The following is a 23,597-nucleotide window of genomic DNA, read 5'->3' on the forward strand; positions in this document are numbered from 1 at the left end:
GAAACGGGATTGAAACCAAGAATGAGGGAATGAAATTGCCGTGATGCGTACGAAGTGATATCGTTCGCCCGCAATTTCAGCACAGGAACTGAGTTTTAAGTTTAGGAAAATCGAAGCGGAAAAATCAGCCCATTTTACCTATGAAGTTGACTTTTTTCCCTGAGTAAAATCCTGCACTGAACCGCCTTAACATAGCAGTTAAGTGCAGAGGCTAATGATGTTTATTGTGCTGGCATAAAATCAAACGCCTTGGTAGGCTTTAACAGCTTTGATACATCTCCCGCATAAACCGCTCCATCCTCTACTGCAAGACTCAGTATTGAAGCGCCAGGGGCGAAGTTAATCTTTTTAAGGTTGATCCAGAACGTATTGGGGTAAGTTGATGAGTCAAAATAATAAATCTTGTTTTTTTGATCCGAAACGGTGCGCCATATAGTCGATGCGATATTCGGTTTAATCGGATCTGATATTCCTAAAGGAACCGAAACCGAACGCATAACACCTAATACTCCCGCAATAGCTTGATAAGTATAGGCTTGGGCTGGTACCCCCTGAATGTATTTTTTATCAACCTCCTTGGGAATGGACTGAATCAGATAGGACGCTCTGGCAAACCTATCTGCTGCCCTATTCGTTCCAGGTAAAAATACCGAGCCATTAATTTCCTGCCAATATTCATTGATAGCTAATTGCTTGCTGTATATTGGAGAGTTAGTCATTACTTGATATTGGGAACCATGATGAACGACCAGTTCACCTTGAACATATTCCAGAATAGCTGAATCACCGCTTGGGTCGGATAAAGACAAGTGAACTGTACTTGCTTTTCCATCGGGAAGATTAGGTGCAATAATCTGGAATATATTTTTTGACATCGCTTCAACTGCCTCATTGACGGTCGCAAAATTATCCAAGGCATATTGCCCCCAAAGACTAATTGATAACGGAGGATGCCCCTCTTTCACACTCCCGTAATCGGATTCGGCTAAATACAGCAAGTTCATTACCAGCCCTTTCTCATTCATCCCATCTGCCGATGCAAGATTATAAACAGAGGTAACGATGGAACCGTATTTTGAAGTCCATTCCGGTGATTTAGGTCCCGCCAGTCCATTACGTTTAATGCCTTTGGGGAATACCCAAATACTTGAATGCATGTTTTCCATCCAGTCCATAGAGCGGCCTGTAATCACTAAATCTTCAGAACCTATATATACAGCTCGAGTACATGCATTACTTACTGAGGCCTGGCCAAGAAGCAATGCCGAGCATAGAAGTAAAGTCGTTTTTTTAAGTGGGAATTTTATCATTATTCAATCCTTGAGTTATCTGCACCAATAATTATTGGTTAGATAACTTAGGTTAGCAAGCACAGGTGCACATGCACCCAATCTCAGGTGCTTATTGCAGGCGGGGTTGTTTGTGACAGCAAGCGGTGGAAGATTCTTCTCGCCACTTGTTCAAGGCGCCCATGGCGCACAGGCCGACTATGTCGGCAACTTGTCGTGTTCCGTGTTACACTAAGGCACAAGTATTTAACTTGTTTGTATGCACCTTATACTGAAAAAGCTTTTCCTGTAAGAGGAGAACAGGTACTGCTACCACCAGTTTTATTCTGAACACGGTGAAATCAGAACCAGTGTGGATTTACAGCAAAGGCTTACTAATACTAAATAGATTAGCTATAACCTCAGAACGACCACTTTTGGGGGTTCTTCCACAGCCCCCCTAATCTGAACGAATTTGCAACTCAAAGCAACACTACCCCTCTCAAAAGAGTAGGCGTAGTTCAGCGTGTTGACGCCTCTATGAATGCCCTGGATATTGATTATGCGTGTGAATTTAAAAAGTGGGATAGTCGCTTTGGTGTACTGCCTCTTCAATTATTCGCGCAAACCCAAACAAAGGTCACTAAGTGGCCCTTGTTTTTGAATCATAGGTCAGCCTTTTATGCGGCATCTTTTGTCCACTTAGTGATGTAGGGGTTAGGATACCCTTCGATCTGCGCGACCTGATTAGCCCATTGGTGTTCCCACTCTGTAGGCGGAAATTGCTTATTCCAGGCTCGAAATAATTGCTCTTGTTGTTTACTTAAGGGAAGTGCGTAATGGTCGGACATAAACAAATAAGCTCGTGCCACAATGCCTTTAGTTTGGTCGGAAGGCTCTACCCTGCGAGTCGATTTATCAATTTTGATCGAACAACCAAAATAATCCTCCTGATTTGGTACGACACCAAAACGATAATTCGAGCGCGCTTGATTCACAAGACCTGATTCGAGCCACAAGTTATACAACTCAGCCTCCATATGTCGAAAGCGCTCATCAATTTTTTGACAACACCTACGCCCTTTGAAAGGGTGCCCCTTATTATCGGTACAGAGTGGTTCGCGCCAACAGGCAAACTGCTGGCCAAAGTGCTCTGCTGCTACCACATGTTCGACCTCAATTCGGTGCGCTCTCGGCTTTGAATCCGCTAGATGCATTCCGCAGGAGTTGAGATCAACCGTTTTTCCCTTAAAGGAACAACCGCAATAAATTGTTCTTGGATGTGCTTCAAATAATTGGGTTACGATTTTTTTTGCTTGAGCAAATGAATTGGGAGAGTCTGCAAAAACAACACTGCAGCAACACAGTAAAATAAACCTCAAATAACGCATGAATCAAACTCATCAAAAAACGGGTTTGCAGTGTAATCCATTAACGAGATGAATCAAAATGGACGCGCTTTTTTCGTGCTTAGAGCGCATAGTATAAAAATCTAAAATTTCAAGCTGTCATTTAATTTTATTTTTTGCTATCATCGCCTAGGCTCATGTAATAAAACACATTTTTCCTGTGAATAACTCCATTCAACACTTGATGAAAAATCCCTTGCGACCCATTCTTTAGTTCCAAAAATACCGTGTTCATGCCCTCCACCATCCTAATCCAGAAAAAAACTATCCACAAATTCTGTGGATAACTCTGTGTGTAGCACGTGAAAAGCCCTAAGTAACACGCTTTATCTTCGTGAACGCAAATGAGCCAGAAAGAAACATCTTTGATAAAGAAGCGATTCGATAGGAACGAGCCAGCCCTAATCCCTTCATGGAATTAATTTGACTAAATAAAACACATCGCTATGATGGACACACTTTACGGCATCTACTCGGTGCTTAACTAGGAAAAATATGAACAACTCCACGCTAGAGCTGTTGGGTAAACCCATTACGGTATCGCGGATGCAGGGTACTGATTTTAAAGAAATTAATGAGTGGTGTATCGATGAGGGATGGAATATAGGCCTCCACGACAGTGAAATCTACTATAAAATAGACCCTATGGGTCACTATATTGTCAAAACAAACAAAAGCATCGCCTCCCTGTCCTTGATGAAGCACAGCCCTTCTTTTTTTACTTTAGGGCCATTTATTGTGCATAAATCCTATCGCGGGCAAGGAATCGGAGAAGCCCTATGGAATGAGGCAATGAGCCGAATGAATCAAGAACAACCGAATGCGCTCATTGCATTATACGCTGTATCAGAACAAGTCGCGCGTTATAAAAAAGCCGGATTTGAACCGGTGATGGCGGTTCAACGCTGGTATATTCACTCCAACCCATTAAACGCCCCGTTGAGCAGCAATTCATGCTCATTAATCACAAGCCAGTTAATTCCTTCGGTCAGCACCTATTACCAAAAACAGGATGGGACTAACCGAGAGTTATTATTTAACGAACTATTACTCAAACCAGAAACTAAAGGTTTGGTTTTTATGGACGACAACCTCATCAAAGGGTTTGGCTTTATACGTCCTTGTGTGCGTGGATTTCGCATCGGGACCTTAGTTGCGGACACACCCGAAATTGCGACCCAATTAATGGCAGAGTTGCTTGTATTTGCAAAAAACGCTCCGGTATTTATGGATGTCCCCGCCTCGAATCCCAAGAGTATTCAGGGTCTGAGTCCGTTTGATGCCGTGAGAGCGCCCCAAGAGGATACCGTCATGATGATCAAAGGAACAGGATATACCCATTATCTGAGACCATGGGACCAATTGTATGCTCTATTTTCTCTGGAAATTGGATAAATCGCCATGACTTCCTTAAATTTCTTAAAGCAGGATGGCCAATACATCGGGCATGGGGATACGGTATCGTTCAATCATGAAGAGACGTTATGCTCCTTTATTGAAAAACAAACCCAAAAAACACCGGATGCAATCGCGCTTCATTTCAAAGAATCTCAACTAACCTTTAAGGAAGTCCATGAGCAAAGCAATCGCTTGGCACACTACCTTTTAGGATGTGGTGTTCATTCTCAAGATAAAATTGCAATGTATTTAGAGCCCGGTATTTCTACCTTCATTGCAATACTTGCGATAATTAAAACCGGTTGTTGCTATGTCCCACTTGATGCACAGTATCCAATAGAGCGTATTTCATTTATGGTGAAAGACAGTGAGGCCACAGTCCTCATTACCGAGTCTCATTTAAAAGACCTGGTGGGTGCTTTAGATTTAGTGCTGATTGAATTGGATAAAATAACTCATGAGTTAGAAGGCTTATCTCCTTTATTTACGGCGCGCGCCCAATCATCCAATCGGGCCTATATGATGTACACCTCAGGCAGTACTGGGGTTCCCAAAGGAGTGGAAATAACGCATCTGGCGTTGTTAAATCATATGTTATGGATAAGTCAACGGTTTGAGGTATCCCATCAAGACATCATTCTTCAAAAAACGCCGTTATCGTTTGATCCGTCAATATGGGAACTGTTTCTCCCTTTTTTCACTGGCGCACAACTGGTCATCGCACCCCAAGGGACTCATATAGATACCGAGTCACTGATGGACTTAATTAATCACCACCAAGTAACCATCCTGCAATTAGTTCCCTCTATTTTGAAAACACTGCTTCAAAATAAACGGATACGTAGCTGCTCCTCGTTACGTTATGTCTTTGTAGGCGGTGAATCGCTGCGCCCTGAAATCAAAACCTTATTCTTTGAACAATTAAGATGCCAGCTCGTTAATTTATACGGCCCGACTGAGGCCACCATTGACATTACTGCCCAAGATGTGTCCCCCTCATCCAAAGACTTAAACACCAACATCATCGGCAGACCGATATACAATACCAGTTTATACGTCGTCAACACTCAAGGAAACCTGACCAAGTTAGGTGAAGAAGGCGAGCTGTACATCGGCAGCTTGAGCTTATCCGCAGGATATCATCATCGAGCGGCCTTAACTCAAGAGCATTTCATTCCTAATCCCTTTGAACCTCATCGGTTTAAACTCATCTACAAAACGGGAGATTGGGTACGATGGCTCCCCTCAGGAGTCCTGGAGTATTTAGGCAGAAACAATGACCAGGTCAAAATCAATGGCGTTCGTATTGAACCTAAAGAGTTAATCTTAACGGTGCTTCACCACGCTGAGGTTTCAGATTGTTTTGTGGTAAAGAAAAGTGACACCCATGGGCATGATTACCTGGCATGCTACTTAAAGCCAAAGCACACTCAAATTAATCTAGCGGCGATAAAAAAAGATTTAAAAGCAAAATTTCCAGCATTCATGCTGCCTCGGGTATTTATCATCATTGACCATATTCCTCTGACCGTGAACGGTAAGGTCGATGTCAATGCCCTGCCTGAGCCTGATTTCACTCAAACCGTACTCGAAGCACCCAATACCAACGAAGAAACGCACGAACTGATGCTCTTATGGCAAAAAGTACTGGAAACCAATCAAATCAGCCCTAACGATAATTTCTTTGATTCAGGTGGTGCATCCCTTTTAGCACTCAAGCTCATGTCGCTCATCCAAGACCAATTCAAGGTCACACTGCGTATCCGTGATTTGTATACCCACCCCACGCTCAAAGAGCAAATGAACCTAATTAAGCAAAGGCAACAGGCCGCAAACAAACCCATTAAAAATCAAAATGATATTCCCAACCCTATCATTTGTTTACAGCCTAGTGGGCATAAAACGCCTTTATTTTTAATTCATCCAATCGGCGGTACGATTTTCTGGTTCACCAAATTAGCCCGAGCCTTAGAAAAGCAACGTCCCATTTACGGAATTCAAGACCCAGGCATCGATGTAGAACGGCCGGTATTAAATTCAATCGAAGAAATGGCGTCCTTCTACTTGAAGCACATTAAGGCAATACAACCCCATGGCCCCTACTTGATTGGAGGTGCTTCTTTTGGCGCAAGTGTTGCCGCGCAAATTGCCCATGAGCTAAAGCGTGAAAACGAAGAGGTGGCTTCACTGATTGTACTGGATGGATGGGGCGTGTACCCCAATACCTTGCTGGACGATCACTATTTCAAAACCTCGATGGCACGACAGCACGCCGAACTGATTAATGATTTTAAAAAATATGGCTTACCCAAACCAGAAATCTTATTGGATATCCAATGGTTTCGTCTTAATCTGCTGTGGAAATTTGAAATGCAGCTGATAGAGTCCCCTATGGCGTTATTTAAATCACAAAACCTACTCCCCGCGTTCGCAGAAATCGATGCACCACTCAATCATTGGGAGCAATTTTCTAATAATGAAATCAGCCGATACATGACACCAGGAAATCATGAAACCATGTTTCAAGAGCCTCACGTCGACTCTTTGGCTCGCATGGTGCAGGAGCACTTGATGAAAATTAATATATAATTTCATTAATCACTTAAAAAGGATGCTTTCGTGAGCAAAAAAGCCAAAGATAACGAATCAGATCCAACAACTGAGAGCAACTCATTGCCTTCGGCTATTGCACAAATGACCACCATTAAAGAAGTACATGACTACTATCAAAAAATCATCAGTTGCATGCCCAATAATGTCTATTGGCTTGATAAGAATTGCATCACTCAAGGGTGTAATGACAACGTGCTTCGCTTTATTGGCTTAAAAAACAGCAATGAGTTCATCGGAATGACCTATGAGCAAATGGGTCAAATTGCAGGCTGGACTCAGGGACATGCCCAACTATATGAGCACGATGATTTAGAGGTTATGGCCTCCAGAAAACCGAAACTCAACAGCGAAGAGCCTCCTATTTTTAATGCAGATGGGACACTAACCTACTATTCCTCAAGTCGTGTACCCCTATTTGATGACGCGCACAACGAAGTCATCGGGGTCGTGGGGATTTCCGTGGATATTACGAAACAAAAACAATTATTGATGGATTTAAAACAGGCCAAAGAACACGCGGAGCTAGCGAACCAGGCTAAAACCGAGTTTCTTGCCAACATGCGTCATGACATCAGAACGCCGTTATCAGGAATCGTTGGTTTTAGTGAAATCTTAAAAACCGAAGCGACCAATCCACGAGTTAAAGAATATGCGGACAATTTAATTGCATCAAGCCATGCGTTGCTGGATTTAATGGACGAAGTATTAGATGCCATCAAAGTCAGTTCGGGTGAAATTCCTCTGCTAAAGAAGAAATTTAATTTAGCAGATACCTTGGAGCACGTAGTTAAACTTTACGCTGCCAAAGCTGCAGAAAAGAAATTAGCCCTATCCTTTGAGTGCAATCCCGAACTCCCACACTTTTTAATTGGGGATCGCGTTCGCCTTCATCGAATTGTTCTTGAATTGGTAGGAAATGCTCTTAATTTCACCGAGTCAGGACACGTGACGATTCACGCCATTCAAGCCAAAAAAGAACAGAAGTCGTTAATTCTTCAATTGACCGTAACGGATACGGGTATGGGAATACCTAAAGAAAAACAACAAGAGATTTATGTCCAATTCAAAAGGCTCACTCCATCCTATCAAGGAATTTACAAAGGTACGGGATTAGGTCTTTATGTTGTTAAACAATTTATTGATGAATTGGGTGGGGAAATCTATGTGGACAGTGAGCCCCATAAAGGCACTGTATTTACTTGCCTTATTCCCCTTCAAATCCCGTTAATTGATAATGATGCAGGCGTTGACCGGGAAGAGGAGCTAAAAAGCCCAACCTCCTTAAGGGGGCCGTCAACCCAGCAACTATCGGGGATGCAACCGAACACAGAAACATCTAAAAAAATATTAGTCGTTGAAGACAACTTCATTGCCCAAACCGTAGCGAAAAGCCTTCTTGGGTCCTTACAATGTGAAGTAGACATTGCCGCTAGTGGCATGGATGCTATTCATCGCTGCAAAAACACAGACTATGATTTAATTTTCATGGATATTGGATTAGGCGATGGTATGGACGGATATGAGGTAACCCAAACCATTCGCAGTCAAATCAACGCCACCCACCACATCCCAATTATTGCCCTAACAGCTCATGGGGCTGATGAAAGCAAACAACGCTGCATCGAATCGGGAATGGATGCCGTATTAACCAAGCCATTGACCCAACACAATGCAGCAGAAATCATTAATTCCTTCATTCCATCCCCCATCGAGAAAACACCAGAACCTGCCCCAAGTATCCGCCGGGATTTACCTGATAATGATGCGGAGCTGTTTCATTTAAATCAATTCTCGCTCCTCGATGAGGCAGAAGCCTTGCGCAATTGCGCCACCATGGATACGGTAAAAAGCATGCTGGAATTATTGCATCAAGAACTTCCTAACGATTTAGCACAAATGAAAGAGGCATTTACAGCGCAAAATTTCCCACGGGTGGAACAAATAGCGCATAAAATTAAGGGTGGAGCGGTGTATTTAGGGACTCATCGCATGAAATACGCCTGCCAATATGTGGAGCGGTATTGGAAAGCAGGAGAGCGTACTTTATTTTCAGCCCTCTATCAGCAAGCAATCACCGTAATTGAAGAAACCCAAACCTATATAGAAGGCTGGTTGCGCACCCACTAAACCCGATTCACAAACATCATAGTGTGTATTTTTTTGATGACCGGTTATTTATGATGCATTATAATGAACATTTTTAAATCACCATTCGCTCGTTTTTACCTTACATGGTTTTAATGTCATCAAACAAGGAAAAGGATTATGACACGTACCGCCCCTCAAACAACCTCTGCAACGGATTTCAAAGCCTCTAAAGAAGAACAAATTAAAGCCACGCAGGAGCGCTTAATTGAATTACAACAACTCCTTGATGAGGCACTGGATGCGTTTGCGCGAGACCACAGCCAACTCACACAAATGGCCACTTATTGGGGGAATCAGCCGCTGTGGTGGCGAGTTGGTCTTGGCGTTACCGTCATTGTCCCCTTATTGCTCATCAGTATCTTAATGCAATTTACGGTGTTACTGACCATTAGCTTATTTATTTCAGCGATTTATGTGGTGGGTGATAATTTACTGACGTCACATCATCACCACGCGTTATTAAACACAGAACGATTCAAAAGCATTGTTAAAACACTCAATACACTGCAAACCTCACTCATTGAACTCACTGCTGAATTACACGAACAGCTCAAACAAGAAATAGAAAAAATAAATACCGAAAACACCAGGTTAACCGATAATGTGTCTCGCATCGAGGAAGAACGCTTCACCCTCTCATTAACCATAGAACGATTAAAAATAACGGGAGAACAACAACACAAGTTAGTTCACGATTTAGAAACTCAGGCTGAACAATTAAGAACTGCCTTTGAAGCTCAGTCTGAGTTACATGAACAAACCCTGGCGCAACTTGAAACAGTACGCAGCGAATACGCACAAACCCAAGCTCAATTAACAGAACACCTGCAGCGAATCGACCAGGTGGGCTCTGATATGGAATCTGAGCGAGCAAAGCACCAAAGCACGATACACATTCTCAAGAAGACCTTAAGCAACTTCACGAGCATGCTTACCCTTAGTGAAGAACAACGAGGCGTGTTTGAGAAAAAAATGACGGATTTCATTGAAAATAATCAGCAACGATTTGAACACTTAAACGAGGTTCTTTCACAGAGCACCACCCACATTGGTGACACCACAGAACGCTACACGGAAGCAACAAACGCGTTTCATCATTTATTAAACCAACAAAAACAACTCGTCAACAAGTTAGAAACTGCCGTAGAACAATTCGACGCCCTTGAAACGCCAACGCCACCCACAGTACATAGCACTGAGGCACCAATCCGATTTGGTTTATTTGCTGAAAAAACACCCGTTGCTCCGGTGCTTCAAGAAGAACCTGCGCACGATTCAGAAATTAAGGTATTTTAAAGGCCTTAAGAAAGGTACAGGTTGTCCATTAACGCACTGAAGGCAATCCCCAGGCACTGAATTTTTATCGTGTTGTTGGGAGGTAGCTCAATTAAGCGTGTGGAAAAATCGAAATATTTGTCTATAATAAACACAAAAAGGATTGTTTAGGATGTCGTGATGCCACAAACGAATGACCGTTTACAGGAATTATTGACTAATCAAGACGCGCATACCCCTTGGTTTCTATTCAACGAACATCAGCCCGACGCATTAAAACGCAACCTAAAGCTCCTCAGGAAACTCAATAAAACCTCTGAGCTCACACTTGAAGACTTAGAGCAATTAACGGAGCAGGCCCTCCACAGTGCGCTGTCCAGCTACAGCAAAACGCGAGCACAAAACCCGCCTGTCCCAATACAGCCCACCACGCCCGCGCAATTCTTTCATTCCCGGATGAGTCAATCGCCGTATTTTTATGACATTAGCGCTTATTCAGAACCCAATACATCCCGTCCCGATGCCTCATTATCGACGACCCAACCCCGCCCTACGCCCCAGGAAACAGTCCATGGATTCCCAATCAGTGAAGGCGAGGCATTTACCGCCACCCGTTATTATTCAGAAGACAAGGGCAGCTACGGTAAAATCGTAGCTAAAAATGGGGCCTTTACTGCAACCTCAAAGAATTTAACCGAAGCACAAAGCAGGGACCTGGCCTTAGAAATGAGCTATCAATGTTTACTGAACCTTCCCGCAGATAAAAAAGAAATCCACATTCACGGCTCGGATAAAAACATTCATCAACTCCATGCAGCGTTGTTGTATTTGCAAAAAGAAGCAAGCCCACGGTATGACCACCTCAAATTTAGTTTTCCAGAAGGGATGTCCATTACCCCGGATGAGGGCTACATCAACCAACACTTAGGAACGTTTAGTGAACCGCCACACCAAATAGCGCAATGGCAAGACTTTCTTAAGATGAATTTGAATGCCCCAAGCCATAAAATAAATACGCAACCCAAGCCCCCAGAACAACGCGTCCCCCTCATCGATATGGAGCAAGTCTTTAACGCCGAGGAGCTCTCCCAACAGGATAAAGCGCAACTTAATGAATACCAACGTTACCTTCAGAACGGATGGATTGACGGACGCAAGGAGCTCAAAGAGCATTCAGGCGATACCGAGTTTTTAATCAGAAGCCATGACGAATTTTTGCAGCGCACCGAATCCGCCATTCGCCTGTTAAGAAAATCTCCGGCTCTAAATAGCGAATGTGAGGCACTCATTGCGTTGTACATGAAAACGGCCCAGACCTACCAAAAAACGCTGGATGGCTTGTACCAAAATGACTTAGCGTATGAAACTCAGGTCAAAGAGCTGCTGCCTAAAGTGCAGCAAGCCCAAAAGGAGGCGCTGGAAGAGTGCGTGCACGAACTCAGCAAACATGTTCAATTAGCCCTGAGACGCACGGTTGGTTTAACTGAAACCCAACAGATAACGCTTCAACAACACCTCAATACCCTGAGCGAAATCGACACGTTAATTAAAAACTCAGAAACGCTTTCAGATGAGATGCGTCGCTCGTTTGGCACGCAAATGCTGCATGCGCTCAATGAATTGGAATCCATCGACGATTATTCAAAATCCCCCCTGGTTCAGCACATGAAAGAATTTGCGACAGAGCAATCGGTTGCGCAAAGTAAAACCACTCAAACCGACAGCGAGGGCTTATTACACGCAAGCTCTCAGGTAAAACACCGCTTGAACCAATTCAAAAGCGAACTGCAAGCCCCTGCCGATACCGAGGTGACGCTCAGTGCCGAACTCAAAGAGCAACTGAGTGCTCTGAAAAAGCAGATAGGACAATTTATTGAGGGATTAGAATTGGAGGCCAAAGAGGTTCCCGCAGCATTAGAAAAACTCCATTCCAAAGTAGAAGAGCTATCAACCAAAACCAGCAGCAGCACCAAAGAATGGGATGCATTAAAGCAACACCTGGACGATGCGTTGCCGCACCTGGAGTCCAATCGCAGCTTGACCAAAGCCTGCACGGCGTTAAAGAATCAAATGAGCACGTCCATACTGGAAACGCCACCACCCAATATAACTCACGAGGGGCAAGGACTGACGCAATAGAAAACAAAAAATGTTTTATTAAAATACAGTATCGATATAATACGGAACTTTACCATGCAAAGGAGGACATTATGTCCCTGGAAACCGACCTATTTAAACTGCTGAACAAACGCGAGTACGCTGCTGCCTTAACCCTACTCAAACAAAATCCCAATATCGACGTGAATGCCTTAAATGAGGAAGGCGGCTCCTTTTTTATGGAAGCGGTAATGAATAGCACCAAACAATCTCCTGAGTGCTACACGTTTATCGAGATGCTGTTAAGCAATCCCGAGTTTAAACACGCCAATAAGCCCTATGACGGCAAAGCCGTCACACCCTCTATGAGTGCATCCAAAGGCGATGATCCGACGTTAACCGAACTAATGATAAAGCATAAAGACCTCCGCAACCTAGAGGTGCTTTTTTTCGGAAAAAGATTAATGTATGAGGTACAAGCCAACAACGTTTCCGCCCTGGAGCAATCGTCTTCGGTCTATGAATCCCTTCCAGCTCGCCGAGAGGTATTGGCCATTTTATTGCAGATGACGGTGCATGAGGCGATTAAACGAGACGATCCGACCCTTCTGCAACGGGTGGTGGATGCGGGCGCCAAGCTGTATTATCCGCTGAGGGATAAAACCTACCCGATGGATTTAGTGAAAGACCACCCAGAGCTTAAAGTCCATGAATTCCTTTCCACCTACATCAAACAGCAAATATCCACGAATCCTACCTTTGCTCTTGCCGCCCATGGCCTGGCGAGGAAACACCAGGAACGAGAACAAGAACTCATGGAGCAACTTGTCGAACAAACCAGTAACGACATCAAGAGCCTATTTAAATTTTTTGACTATAAAGAGCCGCAATCAACGACATCAGAAGGCCCGAAGCCAGGCAGCAATGGCATCAAAAATCCTGGGCAATAACGGATGAGGTATCTGCTTCAGGTGTTCGTGAACGAGCACCTGAAGCATAAATAAACAAGAAACAGCCGGGTTCGTCCGCATCCAGGAGGCGCATGAGAATAACGTCATTCCCATCGAAAGCGGTCTTTCTCCGGAGTCCACCACCCGCCAATCGGTTCATTCTCATCATAATAGACGTGTACTTTTTTGAAGGAATGACTGGATAATAAATCATATTGGTCATCCTCCATGAGCTTAAAGGTTTCTTCATCATCCACAATGGAATGAAACATCGCAGTCACCAAATGACCGCCATGCCATTGCGCTTTCGTGCGCCTGTTTTTCCTTTTGGTGTTTTTATGGCAGGACTGCTCAAAGCGTTTGACCTCTTGGCTTAAAAAAGCATCGAGGAACTGATAGGCTTTATACGCCATGAACACCTGATTAGGCGGTCCTGTAAAAACAAAGGGTGTTCTGCTTCCCGAGGTGATGGAGGCGGTGGTACAGCCAAAAACTAACCCTAAAAAAAGGAGCAGCTCGTCTGCATAGTGCTCCATACTGAAGTTCGCGATGAAAAAGCGTTGACTGACGGCAAAGAGTTCGGGATTAAAGTGACGTGAGAATTTGTTTTGTTTCAGGCCCGCCTGTTGAATGGATAACAGCTGCGCACCCACCTGATGGCAATTGTCTTGCGTTAAATCATAATTCAGGGATTGGTTAAAATAAGTGAGTAGGGCCTCATCGGGGTTTTTAACGGTGAGTTGTTTCAGGTGGTTGCGGTATTTTTTATACGATTCATTGTGTTTCACCTGATAATTATCCGGTTTACGGGGCCAATGAGGCACCCTACCCCAGAGCGTATCGAATTCTGTTTCCTCATCATCAACAAGGGAAATCACATTTGACGTTCTCTCTGAACTCACTTTCGGGGCGATTGTGGGTAAGGGCTCTGGGTTTGCCGACGGTACTGACGATTCGTGATGGGTTTCCACCAACTGGATAAGGGCATCCGAAAAGCTCATGTCCTGTTGCGCAGCATATTCTTTTAATGCGTTATAAGCATCACCGCGAATGGAGAGGGTTTTAGGTTTGTTTTTATCGAGGTATTTCTTTTGATTTAACGTGCGATAACACCGTTTCCATGTGGGTGCATCCACAAAGGAATCCACCCAGGTTTGCACTTGCGCGATGGCTTCCTCATTGACGGTATCGACGTTGAGTTTAAAAAATTCCGCGATGGCATGGGCGCGGTATGAATCGTGCCAATCGCTTCTGAATTGATGATTTTGAATCGCACGCTGAAAATACGCATGACAGAGCACCACGTCCTGAGCAGACAAGCGTCTTTTTTTATTGGCCATAAACACCTACCCTAATCTTATAGGGAGACAGAATACTGTGGATGGCCAATAGTATCAACAGGTGATACTATCATTTTTTTAAATGCAGCTAAATTGGACTGTAACGCCAACATCCTGCTGAACCCAACCCCATGCCTTTGATTTTTGAGCGTGTTGCATCAAACAGCATGAGCGAAGCGAATTCATTTATCACAGTAGAAGCAGCAGGATGTTAATTTATGCCTCGTCATTCATCGCTTAGTCGCAAAAATAAAAATAATGGAGTATAAAGTTCATCACAAGGAGGAACGGAGCGAGTGTAGCGAGTGAGTAGTCCTTGTGATGGAGTTTGTACGGAGTTATCTTTTATTGCGATTAAGTGATGAATACGAGGCAATAGATGTTGATGTGATGCGTTGTTTTTTTCAAATGAGGTTATTGTCCAAAGGACAATTCCTTTTAACGGAGTAATCAGGTGATGAGTGAAACGAATTCCTTAGTGATAAGATTATCCACAAGGATTGTCTGTGGATAATCTTTAAGAAGTTTTAAATGGGACTATAAGTAAGAGCAGACACTTAAACTCGATACTCATAGACACTTAAATGAAAGACTGTCAATTAATGAACAATCGATTTAGGTCAAATCGCACGTTTATTCCTTCTAATTCACAGGTTTTTTGCCTAATAGATGCCCTTTTAGGGGACTCATTCCATCGTGTAGTAAAATAATACCTGAAACGGCGCCTAGACGTTGTTTTTAAGCATTATAAGGCGAAGGTAAAGGGATTGGTTACAAAGGGGGTTGTCACAGTTTATGGCGATGTTCCAGCGATGCTTTTCTTCGGCGTTCTTTCTCGCGCAAATCCTCATCGGCTCTTAACTTGTTATTAAGGATGTCATTCATCACATCAATGTGCGTTTTAGCATTCCCTTTGGGGGCTATAAAATCAAGGATTTTACGTGCCGCCGCTTGCGACTCTTGAGCATTCTCAATAAAGGTACTTCGTTTCTTATTCAAGCGTTTACGCGCTAAACCACGCTGTGCCGATAAGGCCTGTAAATTAATGCCGCAGGCTTTAAAAAAAGAAGGGGTTAGTGATTTGACCGCAGCAAGACCAATAAAACGCTCCTCTTTGATATCAAAACGTTCAATCATGTTTAAATAGCCCGCGCGAACTAATAATTTAACTGCACGCTGGGCTCTCTTTAAGCCAATCCCTGCTTTGTTGGCAAGGAATTCGATCGTAAGCGAACGAAAGCCAGAACTTGCATGAGGAATGCCAACCCGCAAACTGGCAAGCTCCGTGTAGTGCAACAAGACTTGCGCAATACTCGCTAACGCCTCTCGTGACTCACTGCGCTGTTGGCGAAGCGAGTTTCGATTAATGCGCAGCTCTTTGAAATAAGAATGTGGAAGCATATAAAATCGCTGCCAAGCCTCCATCGCCCAGGTAATGATTTTAGGGCGCTCTTTATGCTGTTGTGGCTTTTGAAAAAAACGAGGGGAAGTGGGATCATGGCCACACCAATTGCCCTGGCGCACCATCCCATCTCGTCGTGAGCTGTAGTTGTTGTCGATGGTTGATTTGTCTATGAAATCAATGCATTCCATCATTAACGCACTTTCTTGCATGCGTAGAATATCCTTAGCAGTAGCTAATTATTGACTAATCAATTACTTAACGCTAAGATGTATCTGATTAGGTTACATTTTAGCGTTAATCAGAAAAGCCCGCGCCAACGGGCTTTTTTTTTGCCTGAGTTAAAATCATTAATAGGAAATTATCGTTTATTATTAAACCAGTCAACTTCTTTTTTTCTTATATCTAGCTGAAATAAAAAATTTTTTTGCCATAAATGGTTCACAATCGGTTTACACTTTAAGTGTGAAAATGGTTCACGATTGGTTCACGAAATACCGAAATATTTTTCTACGAAGTAGATTTTATTATGATCTCTGAATGGTTGAATTCTATTCAAATTTTTCATGTATCTATGTTTTTATAATTAACCCGATTAATAATTGATTCACAGAAGTAAGGGAGTTAAAGCAATATTTTTTGGTTAGAAACATGGGCTAATAGGCCATGTCCGTTAATATACTACGCTGATATACCATGTATATAAATTAAGTTTGCATGAGGGCCAACATATAATCCGGCATCATTCCATCTAAAAGCAGCTTCACTTTATTAGGCAACTTATATTATCTTCGTATAATGGTTCACGAATGGTTCACGAATGGTTCACGAATGGTTCATGATTGGTTCATGATTGGTTCACCTTGAGGTGGGTTTATTGGTTCACAAAAGGCACACAAAAAAACAATTATACATATAAAAAAATATTTTATGTATTTTAACATCTTAATCATTGACCCATGCAAAAGAGTATGTAATTGTATGTATAAATAGAAAAAACAAACACAAACATACAAGGCAACAATAATGGAACAAACAAGCTGGACTAACTCAGACATTCGCAAATTATTTAAAATGGATAATCGCTTCAAGTCAGTTCAAACATTATATAACGCTGAAGATCGTGGCGAGATACCAACAGCCAAAAGAGAGGCTCGCGGGAAAGTTTCAACTAGAGTATGGGATTTAGAGCAACTTCCTGAAATCGGTAAGCGATTTGGATTTTTAAAACCACCAAAAAAACAAAAAATATTATGCAAATATATGCAAAAAGGAGGGGTTTATAAAACGACGTCTAGCTATAACGAGGCACGAACTTTAGCACTAAATGGTATTAAGTCTATTTTAATTGGGTTAGATCCTGAATGTTCCGTTTCTGACATTATAATTCCACAACAAGAACTTAATAGATTAGATGATTTTGAGCAAGCAAAAGGATTATTTCATTTTTTCGTTGAAAACACTCCTTTAAAAGAAATAATTCGCCCCACATCTTTACCAACCCTTGATTTTATACCTGAAACACACGACTTAGTAAAATTAAACAAATGGATGTCCTTCGAAAAACGTCGCGAATATATTTTTCAGGATAAATTAATTCCTCTCCTATCAGATTATGATGTAATCATCTTTGATAATAGTCCTACATGGAATCATCTAGTTGAAAACTCTATCTTAGTTTCTTCTTCTGTTATTATGCCTTTAGGGTGCAATCTTCTAGCATATAATGCATCAGCTACAAACATGCAAAACATATGGGACTTCCAGGATGTGATGAAACTCACAGATCAAGGATTAATAATGTTTAGCACTACCCTTGAACGAAGTTCTCTTAGCCAACAAATAAATGCCATGTATCTAGGTCGTTATGTTGACTACATGATAACTACCCCTATACGTAAGTCTGTAAAATGGGAAGAAGCACTAATGTCCAAGCAAACCATTTTAGAATATGCTCTTGGATCTTCCCAGGCGGAAGAATATTACCATCTTATAACTGAATTTTGGGCAAGGGTAAATAATAATGAAAATAGCGTAGTCGATTTATTTCTAACTAACGAGCTAGAGGCTATCTAATGGCTATTAAAAAGGGAGCGTTTGAATTATATGCTCAAGAAAGAAAACTTCCTGAGAAACGAGAAAAAAATCCAATAAAAAAAAGCCACTTTTTTGATGATGTTTTTATCAAAAACAACGGTTCACAATCAGTTCACAATCAGTTCGAAAAAGGCAAAATGGAACAAGACACTGAACTTCCAAATCATGGCAATGATGCTGCAGAAAGCCAGATAAACAACGGTTCACAATCAGTTCACAATCAGTTCACAAAAGGCAAAATGGAACAATCCACTGAACTTCAAAATCATGGCAATGATGCAACAGAAAGTCAGCTAAACAACGGTTCACAATCAGTTCACAATCAGTTCACAAAAGGCAAAATGGAACAATCCACCGAACTCCCAAATCATGGCAATGATGCAACAGAAAGTCAGCTAAACAACGGTTCACATTCAGTTCACAATCAGTTCGCAAAAGGAACAATGGAACAAGCCACTGAACTTTCAAATCATGGCAATGATGCTGCAGAAAGACAGATAAACAACGGTTCACAATCAGTTCACAATCAGTTCGCAAAAGGAACAATGGAACAAACTACTGAACTTCAAAATCATGGCAATGATGCAACAGAAAGCCAGATAAACAACGGTTCACAATCAGTTCACAATCAGTTCACAAAAGGCAAAATGAATCAAGCCACTGAACTCCCAAATCATGGCAATGATGCTGCAAAAAGTCAGATAAGCAACGGTTCACAATCAGTTCACGATCAGTTCACAAAAGGCAAAATGGATCAAGCCACTGAACTCCCAAATCATGGCAATGATGCCGTAGAAAATCAAGAAAACATTGGTTCACATTCGGTTCACGATTGGTTCAATCGCAACGAGGAAGAGCAAAAGAATGAGCTAACGAGAAATCAATATTTAAAATTAGAAAAAACACCTCAAGTCAGCTTTTCAAAATTAGTAGGCAATCAAAGAGCCATATTAATTGCTCTATACAAAAACATAAAAATTAATAAATCAGATTCAACTGAGGAGTTAACCCTTGAATTGATTTCAAAAATCACAGGGGTAAATCAAAAATCACTTAAAAATACTTTATTCAGATTAACTAACAATGGTGTACTTATACGGACAGATCAAAAGGTGGGCAGGGGGGGATGGGTAAAATATAAAATCCACTCTGAAATAATCAAAGAAATTCAACATAAAGAGTTCTTCAGATAGTTAAACATGAACGGACCCATCTAAGGGAGCTCGAAGTCCAGTGGGGAATTAACCTCCACTGGAGCTTATATTTCTAGCGATTTACCGAACCTAACCGCGCTAATTCTAATTAGATATGCGCCCCTTTCCTTTGAGCAAACTCCAGCTCATCTACTTCTTGTATCAGTTCTTTGGTTGGATAAGGTTTATTTGCAACAACTTGCAAACACCAGAAACTAACAGGGATCTCATCAAAATCATTTAAAGTGACTTGATTGAGAAATTCATTTACAAAGTCATTTAGAAAATTTTCTTTTAAATCATCCGGTATTAATTTAATTTGAGAACCAGCAGCATTAAAAAACTCCTTAAGATCTTTCGGTGTTTGATAATAATAAGTCATTTCCTCTTCTTCGATGCTAATTACTTTTAATCCGGATTTAACGAGTAAATCTTTATAATCTGCAACATCAAAAAATGAGCGCGGACTAATATAGTCTTTAAAGAAAACCGCCCATTTATCACTCGCACAAACTTTATCAAGAACTAAGTGATATAGCGATTTTCGATGCGAAAATAATAAAGCGATCTGGGCTCCGTCCACCGCAGCCTTCGCTATACCAATAACTGCACTTTCTTGCTCGCTTACCCAATGCAAGCAATTGAATGACGTAATGATATCAAATTGATGGCGGAAAAAGTTTTGGGTGGCGTCCATCTGAATGAAGCGAAGATTTCTCTGTTCAGCATACTTTTTAGCAGCATGTTCAACCATTGCGTCGGAAATATCTGTTCCAATAACGCAACCATCGGCTACAATCGTAGCAATTTCATTTGTAATAACCCCATCACCACATCCAATATCTAAAATTCTTGAGGTTGAGTTAAACGAAATTTTACTTAGCATCTTCATTGCGAAGTTATACTGTAGAGCATTACTTTTACTATAAAGCTCAGGATTCTTAAAAATATGTACCGGCATTTATAAATTTACCATATATAGAAAATTTCCATTATAGAGTTTATTTATATCACAATCCACAAATACAACATGTTCGTAGAACAGTTTTGGTAAAATTCCGAGCATCAATACCTTTTATTTGATACAATGCCGCTTCACAGTGGAAGCGATATGCTTGAATAGAAAGAGGATAAATAGTGTTCAAGGAAGTTTTTAAAAAAATATTTATATTGATCAATGAAATAAAATCTCAAAACCTAGAAATAACATCAGAAGATGAAGACGCCGAATCAGGTCTTATATATTTGTCAGTCAAGATAGCAGGAAAATGCACGCCTCCCATTCCGAAAGATCCTCTAATTTTGCTTAAAGAAAGTGGCTCCAAGAACCATTTTTCAAAAGAGCATTTTGCATGGGCATTGGATACGATGTTAGAAAATCAGAAAAGAATCATTGAGAGGAAGTACAAAAAACAGTTTAGCCTAATTAATCATCAATTTTCAGAGCAGCTGGAAGAACCTTTAATTGTCTATCAAGATCAACTAACAAATCAGATATCTATTAAGCCCGCCAAGGAAATATACTACAATATAGAAAAATTAAAACAATTCAATTCCGAAGACAGTGCCTGTATAGGGAACATAGTCGGATGCAACGAGGCAGAGAAAGATTATAAATTTTGCCGAGAACATAAAAAGAATAATGTAGTTAAGTTCGATATTTCGTCCTTAACTGGTTAATATTCATCACATTAGACAAATTTTCTTTATTCACATCATTTGCACTTATCAATTTTTTTATTTTATAAACAATAAATGCATTGGGAATGCAAATGATTAGTGAGTAAATCATTTTTAAAGCATAGTCAGAAATAATAATATTTGAAGTCTCCCCGATGTTTGCAACTCCAAAATAGTGAAAAGTTATTAAATTAGTGGAGATCGTAAATAACAACTCACCTACAGCTGTAGCACCAAGACTTCGCATAAAAAAACCTTTACCAAATATTTTTACACCCCATCTTGATAAAACATAGGTGTTAGCACCAAAACCAATCGCAAGAGATATTGAGTCAGCAACAGCAATATGCAAGAAACCTGATGTTAACAAAGGATAAATTTCTTGGTTTTTCCATAAAGCAGGAGAAGGCAGGGAAGCTAAAAAATATGTAATATAACTAAATAAAAACTCACATATTATTGTAGCAATAATCATCACATATGATGTTTTTTCACCAGCAAGCTCAGTAAGCGAATCGCTTATTGGAAAAAGTAACGGAAAAACAAAAACAGAAGCACATAAGATCCTGCCATTTAACTCAACTGTCTTATACCCCATTACAAATGAAGCAAAAAAAATTGTTATATAAAGCATCCCTATAACAATTAAGTAGCATTCCTTATCTAATCCTTTGAAATACGCGGACAATTTTAATAAAATTTTTTTTGGAAGCAATTTAGCGCCTTAGTTCAGTTTTTTCTTTTAACTAAATGTTGAGAATTTTCAACCCACCCAGACCGGCTAAAATCAAATAAGTTTGTTCTATAATGAACAATAACACCTATAAATGCATATTCACTCTTAACAACCTTAGTCGGCTCAACGGGAAAATCAGAATTCAACATTTTCAAATAAAAACTATCCCCATCACTTATAATCTGCCTTATCCTAGGTTGGCCCTGATCTTTTTTTATTAGGAAAACAAAATCTTTATTCGCAATTTCTCGATCTGGATCAATAATGACAATAGAATTTTTTAAGATAAATGGCTCCATAGTATTATCCTGGCAAATGCTTGCAAAACTTCTCTGATTTAATGGAAAATCAACGGGTATACTATCAAATTTAGTTTTTTCTTCTGGCTTCAAATTAAAGAAATTTGAAACCTCAAAGGCAGGAACTAATGGAATTTGCTTACACCCTATTGGCTCCTCTCCAATTAATTGACTAACTGTAATTTGAAAAAAACTCGACAGTTTTTTTAAAACCTCAATAGTTGGATTACCATCACTTTTCAATAATCTATAAATCGTACTCGCTGGAACCCCTGTTAAACGCTCTATCTCGAGCGCATTTAAGTCAAATTTTTTTATTAATTCAGAAAGCACGATAGCAATTGACATAATTCGCCATTTATAATAAATTCACCATATATGGCGAATAGAGTTGTATTAATCATTATTATAAATTGCTTTGCCACAAAAATAAACAAACACGTTTAGCTCTATAAAGGACATTCATTGTGCAAGGAATAGATTGTTATAACAGATATATAAGAGAAATTGAGAAGGCATTTATCGGACTTCCACATGCCTCCTTATTAATAGTTAAATCCCTGATTACTTTAGCTGACTCATCTACAGGACTTGTTAAAAATATTACTTACAACGAGTTAGCAAAGCTACTTACAGTCACACCAATGCCTGGAAGAAAGAATAGTGGCACCCCAAGCAAACAAACTATTCGTAACTACATCAAATCAATTGAAAAAGAATGTGGGCAATATTTCAAGGTCATTTCAGAAGGCCAATCACTCAAATTCCTTTTTCCTGAACTCCCTAAAATTTTTAGCAAAATCTTTGAAATCAGAAAAATTAACACAGAAGTTAAACCATCAGAAACCGTTGCCTATACTGAACAAGATAACTATTCTGACACACAAGATAACACAGAAGCTAACATAGAACTTAACACACCGATTAATGCTGTAAAGAATATTATTTTTAATAATATTAATAACAACAATAACAACAAACAAAGCATCAGCAATAATTTCACACCCAACGCTGAAACCATTTCACGAGCTAAGATTCTAGGCTACAGCAACGTAGAAGATCCCACAGAAATCCAAAACTTTATCGAGTACAACAAAGCCTGCGGCGCGCAATGGGCTGATTTCAATCCAATTTACTTACGCTGGTTGGCTCAAAGCCAGGAACGCCAACAACAAAGAAACCAAATGAATAATACACGGAGTTTTAATCATGAAAACAAACACCGCAACAAAACCAAAACCAATACATCAAGTGTTCGTGAACGCGTCATTCAAGCCTATGCAAACGACTTTACCTTCTGCGAAGAGACAAGACGATTCGATTCAAAAGCCGAACAAGAGCAGCGGATTTATTGCGACTTTGTGGCTGCAATTAACTGATATATACGGCCCATGTTTTATCACTAAACATGGCATTAAAGACTCAGGTGTGTGGTTTCAAGCGCTTTGTGATGTGAGTGAGGAAGAAATTGCGTTGGGTTTACGAGCGTTGTTTGATGATGAGCGCTTTGAAACATGGCCACCGAATTGCATCCAATTCAGACACCTTTGTATTAAGCGACGAAAAAAAGAGCTTCCAAGTGTGCATAAGGCATTTAATGAAGCCCGGCGTAACTTGAATTTTTCAACCATTACCTGGAGCCATCCCGCCGTAAAATTTACGGTAAAGCACTTAGGGGTTGACGTAGTGAAT

17 protein-coding genes and 1 pseudogene are annotated in these 23,597 nt (G+C 40.8%); 11 read left to right on the forward strand and 7 right to left on the reverse strand.

The features are described 5' to 3' along the window. Positions 1–221: 221 nt before the first annotated feature. Together ACQY7T_RS05630 and ACQY7T_RS05635 are read right to left on the reverse strand one after the other, a co-directional pair. Positions 222–1,310 carry a linear amide C-N hydrolase gene (locus tag ACQY7T_RS05630; RefSeq protein ID WP_428411882.1) on the reverse strand — a complete coding sequence of 363 codons (1,089 nt, stop codon included), beginning with the start codon at positions 1,308–1,310 and terminating at the stop codon, positions 222–224. Between the two features lie 638 nt (positions 1,311–1,948). Continuing rightward, positions 1,949–2,659: an endonuclease gene (locus tag ACQY7T_RS05635; RefSeq protein ID WP_428411884.1), complete on the reverse strand. Its 711-nt coding sequence runs from the start codon at positions 2,657–2,659 to the stop codon at positions 1,949–1,951. A 513-nt stretch (positions 2,660–3,172) separates the two neighbouring features. Between ACQY7T_RS05635 and ACQY7T_RS05640 the strand changes: the two genes are divergently transcribed. From ACQY7T_RS05640 to ACQY7T_RS05665, 6 genes are all read left to right on the forward strand, one after another. Further along, positions 3,173–4,072 carry a GNAT family N-acetyltransferase gene (locus ACQY7T_RS05640; protein ID WP_428411886.1) on the forward strand — a complete coding sequence of 300 codons (900 nt, stop codon included), beginning with the start codon at positions 3,173–3,175 and terminating at the stop codon, positions 4,070–4,072. Between the two features lie 6 nt (positions 4,073–4,078). Beyond that, positions 4,079–6,664 (forward strand): non-ribosomal peptide synthetase, encoded by a 2,586-nt coding sequence (locus ACQY7T_RS05645; RefSeq protein WP_428411888.1) that lies wholly within the window; start codon positions 4,079–4,081, stop codon positions 6,662–6,664. 30 nt (positions 6,665–6,694) lie between these two features. Further along, positions 6,695–8,815: an ATP-binding protein gene (locus ACQY7T_RS05650; RefSeq protein ID WP_428411890.1), complete on the forward strand. Its 2,121-nt coding sequence runs from the start codon at positions 6,695–6,697 to the stop codon at positions 8,813–8,815. Positions 8,816–8,953: 138 nt separating this feature from the next. Next, positions 8,954–10,132, forward strand: a complete 1,179-nt coding sequence (locus ACQY7T_RS05655) for a hypothetical protein (RefSeq protein WP_428411892.1) — start codon at positions 8,954–8,956, stop codon at positions 10,130–10,132. A 159-nt stretch (positions 10,133–10,291) separates the two neighbouring features. Continuing rightward, the gene (locus tag ACQY7T_RS05660; RefSeq protein WP_428411894.1) at positions 10,292–12,250 is read left to right on the forward strand and encodes a hypothetical protein; all 1,959 of its coding nucleotides are present in this window, start codon (positions 10,292–10,294) and stop codon (positions 12,248–12,250) included. A 71-nt stretch (positions 12,251–12,321) separates the two neighbouring features. Then, positions 12,322–13,158, forward strand: coding sequence for a hypothetical protein (locus ACQY7T_RS05665; RefSeq protein ID WP_428411896.1), 837 nt, complete (start codon positions 12,322–12,324; stop codon positions 13,156–13,158). Between the two features lie 104 nt (positions 13,159–13,262). Here ACQY7T_RS05665 and ACQY7T_RS05670 read toward each other — a convergent pair whose 3' ends face one another. Further along, positions 13,263–14,498 carry a DUF7168 domain-containing protein gene (locus ACQY7T_RS05670; RefSeq protein ID WP_428411898.1) on the reverse strand — a complete coding sequence of 412 codons (1,236 nt, stop codon included), beginning with the start codon at positions 14,496–14,498 and terminating at the stop codon, positions 13,263–13,265. Positions 14,499–15,284: 786 nt separating this feature from the next. Then, entirely contained in the window at positions 15,285–16,112 is an 828-nt protein-coding gene (locus ACQY7T_RS05675; protein WP_428411900.1) for a hypothetical protein, read from the reverse strand. A gap of 814 nt (positions 16,113–16,926) precedes the next feature. On the opposite strand from ACQY7T_RS05675, the gene ACQY7T_RS05680 reads away from it, so the two are divergent. Next, positions 16,927–17,976 carry a ParA family protein gene (locus ACQY7T_RS05680; RefSeq protein ID WP_428411902.1) on the forward strand — a complete coding sequence of 350 codons (1,050 nt, stop codon included), beginning with the start codon at positions 16,927–16,929 and terminating at the stop codon, positions 17,974–17,976. Next, entirely contained in the window at positions 17,976–19,190 is a 1,215-nt protein-coding gene (locus ACQY7T_RS05685) for a hypothetical protein (RefSeq protein WP_428411904.1), read from the forward strand. Before ACQY7T_RS05680 ends, ACQY7T_RS05685 begins: the two co-directional genes overlap by 1 nt. 109 nt (positions 19,191–19,299) lie before the next feature. On the opposite strand, the gene ACQY7T_RS05690 is transcribed toward ACQY7T_RS05685, so the two are convergent. Beyond that, positions 19,300–20,151, reverse strand: coding sequence for a class I SAM-dependent methyltransferase (locus ACQY7T_RS05690; protein ID WP_428411906.1), 852 nt, complete (start codon positions 20,149–20,151; stop codon positions 19,300–19,302). Positions 20,152–20,327: 176 nt separating this feature from the next. Between ACQY7T_RS05690 and ACQY7T_RS05695 the strand changes: the two genes are divergently transcribed. Next, positions 20,328–20,870: a hypothetical protein gene (locus ACQY7T_RS05695; protein WP_428411908.1), complete on the forward strand. Its 543-nt coding sequence runs from the start codon at positions 20,328–20,330 to the stop codon at positions 20,868–20,870. On the opposite strand, the gene ACQY7T_RS05700 is transcribed toward ACQY7T_RS05695, so the two are convergent. Beyond that, complete coding sequence (locus tag ACQY7T_RS05700; protein ID WP_428411910.1) at positions 20,839–21,585, reverse strand: VUT family protein; 747 nt, start codon at positions 21,583–21,585, stop codon at positions 20,839–20,841. The two genes, ACQY7T_RS05695 and ACQY7T_RS05700, sit on opposite strands and share 32 nt — an antisense overlap. A 14-nt stretch (positions 21,586–21,599) precedes the next feature. Continuing rightward, a complete protein-coding gene (locus ACQY7T_RS05705; protein WP_428411911.1) occupies positions 21,600–22,253 on the reverse strand; it encodes an XRE family transcriptional regulator in 654 nt (217 codons plus the stop codon). Between the two features lie 119 nt (positions 22,254–22,372). Here ACQY7T_RS05705 and ACQY7T_RS05710 point away from each other — a divergent pair, with 119 nt between their 5' ends. After that, entirely contained in the window at positions 22,373–23,284 is a 912-nt protein-coding gene (locus tag ACQY7T_RS05710; protein ID WP_428411913.1) for a hypothetical protein, read from the forward strand. 49 nt (positions 23,285–23,333) lie between these two features. Further along, positions 23,334–23,597 (forward strand): annotated as a pseudogene (locus tag ACQY7T_RS05715) (hypothetical protein); the annotation flags it as partial.

Source organism: Legionella sp. (assembly GCF_965140895.1).
Classification (GTDB): domain Bacteria; phylum Pseudomonadota; class Gammaproteobacteria; order Legionellales; family Legionellaceae; genus Legionella.

Bases quoted from the DNA above. Each gene is read 5' to 3' on its own strand.
- ACQY7T_RS05630 (WP_428411882.1), bottom strand. From the start codon at position 1,310: ATGATAAAATTCCCACTTAAAAAAACGACTTTACTTCTATGCTCGGCA.
- ACQY7T_RS05635 (WP_428411884.1), bottom strand. From the start codon at position 2,659: ATGCGTTATTTGAGGTTTATTTTACTGTGTTGCTGCAGTGTTGTTTTT.
- ACQY7T_RS05640 (WP_428411886.1), top strand. From the start codon at position 3,173: ATGAACAACTCCACGCTAGAGCTGTTGGGTAAACCCATTACGGTATCG.
- ACQY7T_RS05645 (WP_428411888.1), top strand. From the start codon at position 4,079: ATGACTTCCTTAAATTTCTTAAAGCAGGATGGCCAATACATCGGGCAT.
- ACQY7T_RS05655 (WP_428411892.1), top strand. From the start codon at position 8,954: ATGACACGTACCGCCCCTCAAACAACCTCTGCAACGGATTTCAAAGCC.
- ACQY7T_RS05660 (WP_428411894.1), top strand. From the start codon at position 10,292: ATGCCACAAACGAATGACCGTTTACAGGAATTATTGACTAATCAAGAC.
- ACQY7T_RS05665 (WP_428411896.1), top strand. From the start codon at position 12,322: ATGTCCCTGGAAACCGACCTATTTAAACTGCTGAACAAACGCGAGTAC.
- ACQY7T_RS05670 (WP_428411898.1), bottom strand. From the start codon at position 14,498: ATGGCCAATAAAAAAAGACGCTTGTCTGCTCAGGACGTGGTGCTCTGT.
- ACQY7T_RS05675 (WP_428411900.1), bottom strand. From the start codon at position 16,112: ATGCAAGAAAGTGCGTTAATGATGGAATGCATTGATTTCATAGACAAA.
- ACQY7T_RS05680 (WP_428411902.1), top strand. From the start codon at position 16,927: ATGGAACAAACAAGCTGGACTAACTCAGACATTCGCAAATTATTTAAA.
- ACQY7T_RS05685 (WP_428411904.1), top strand. From the start codon at position 17,976: ATGGCTATTAAAAAGGGAGCGTTTGAATTATATGCTCAAGAAAGAAAA.
- ACQY7T_RS05690 (WP_428411906.1), bottom strand. From the start codon at position 20,151: ATGCCGGTACATATTTTTAAGAATCCTGAGCTTTATAGTAAAAGTAAT.
- ACQY7T_RS05705 (WP_428411911.1), bottom strand. From the start codon at position 22,253: ATGTCAATTGCTATCGTGCTTTCTGAATTAATAAAAAAATTTGACTTA.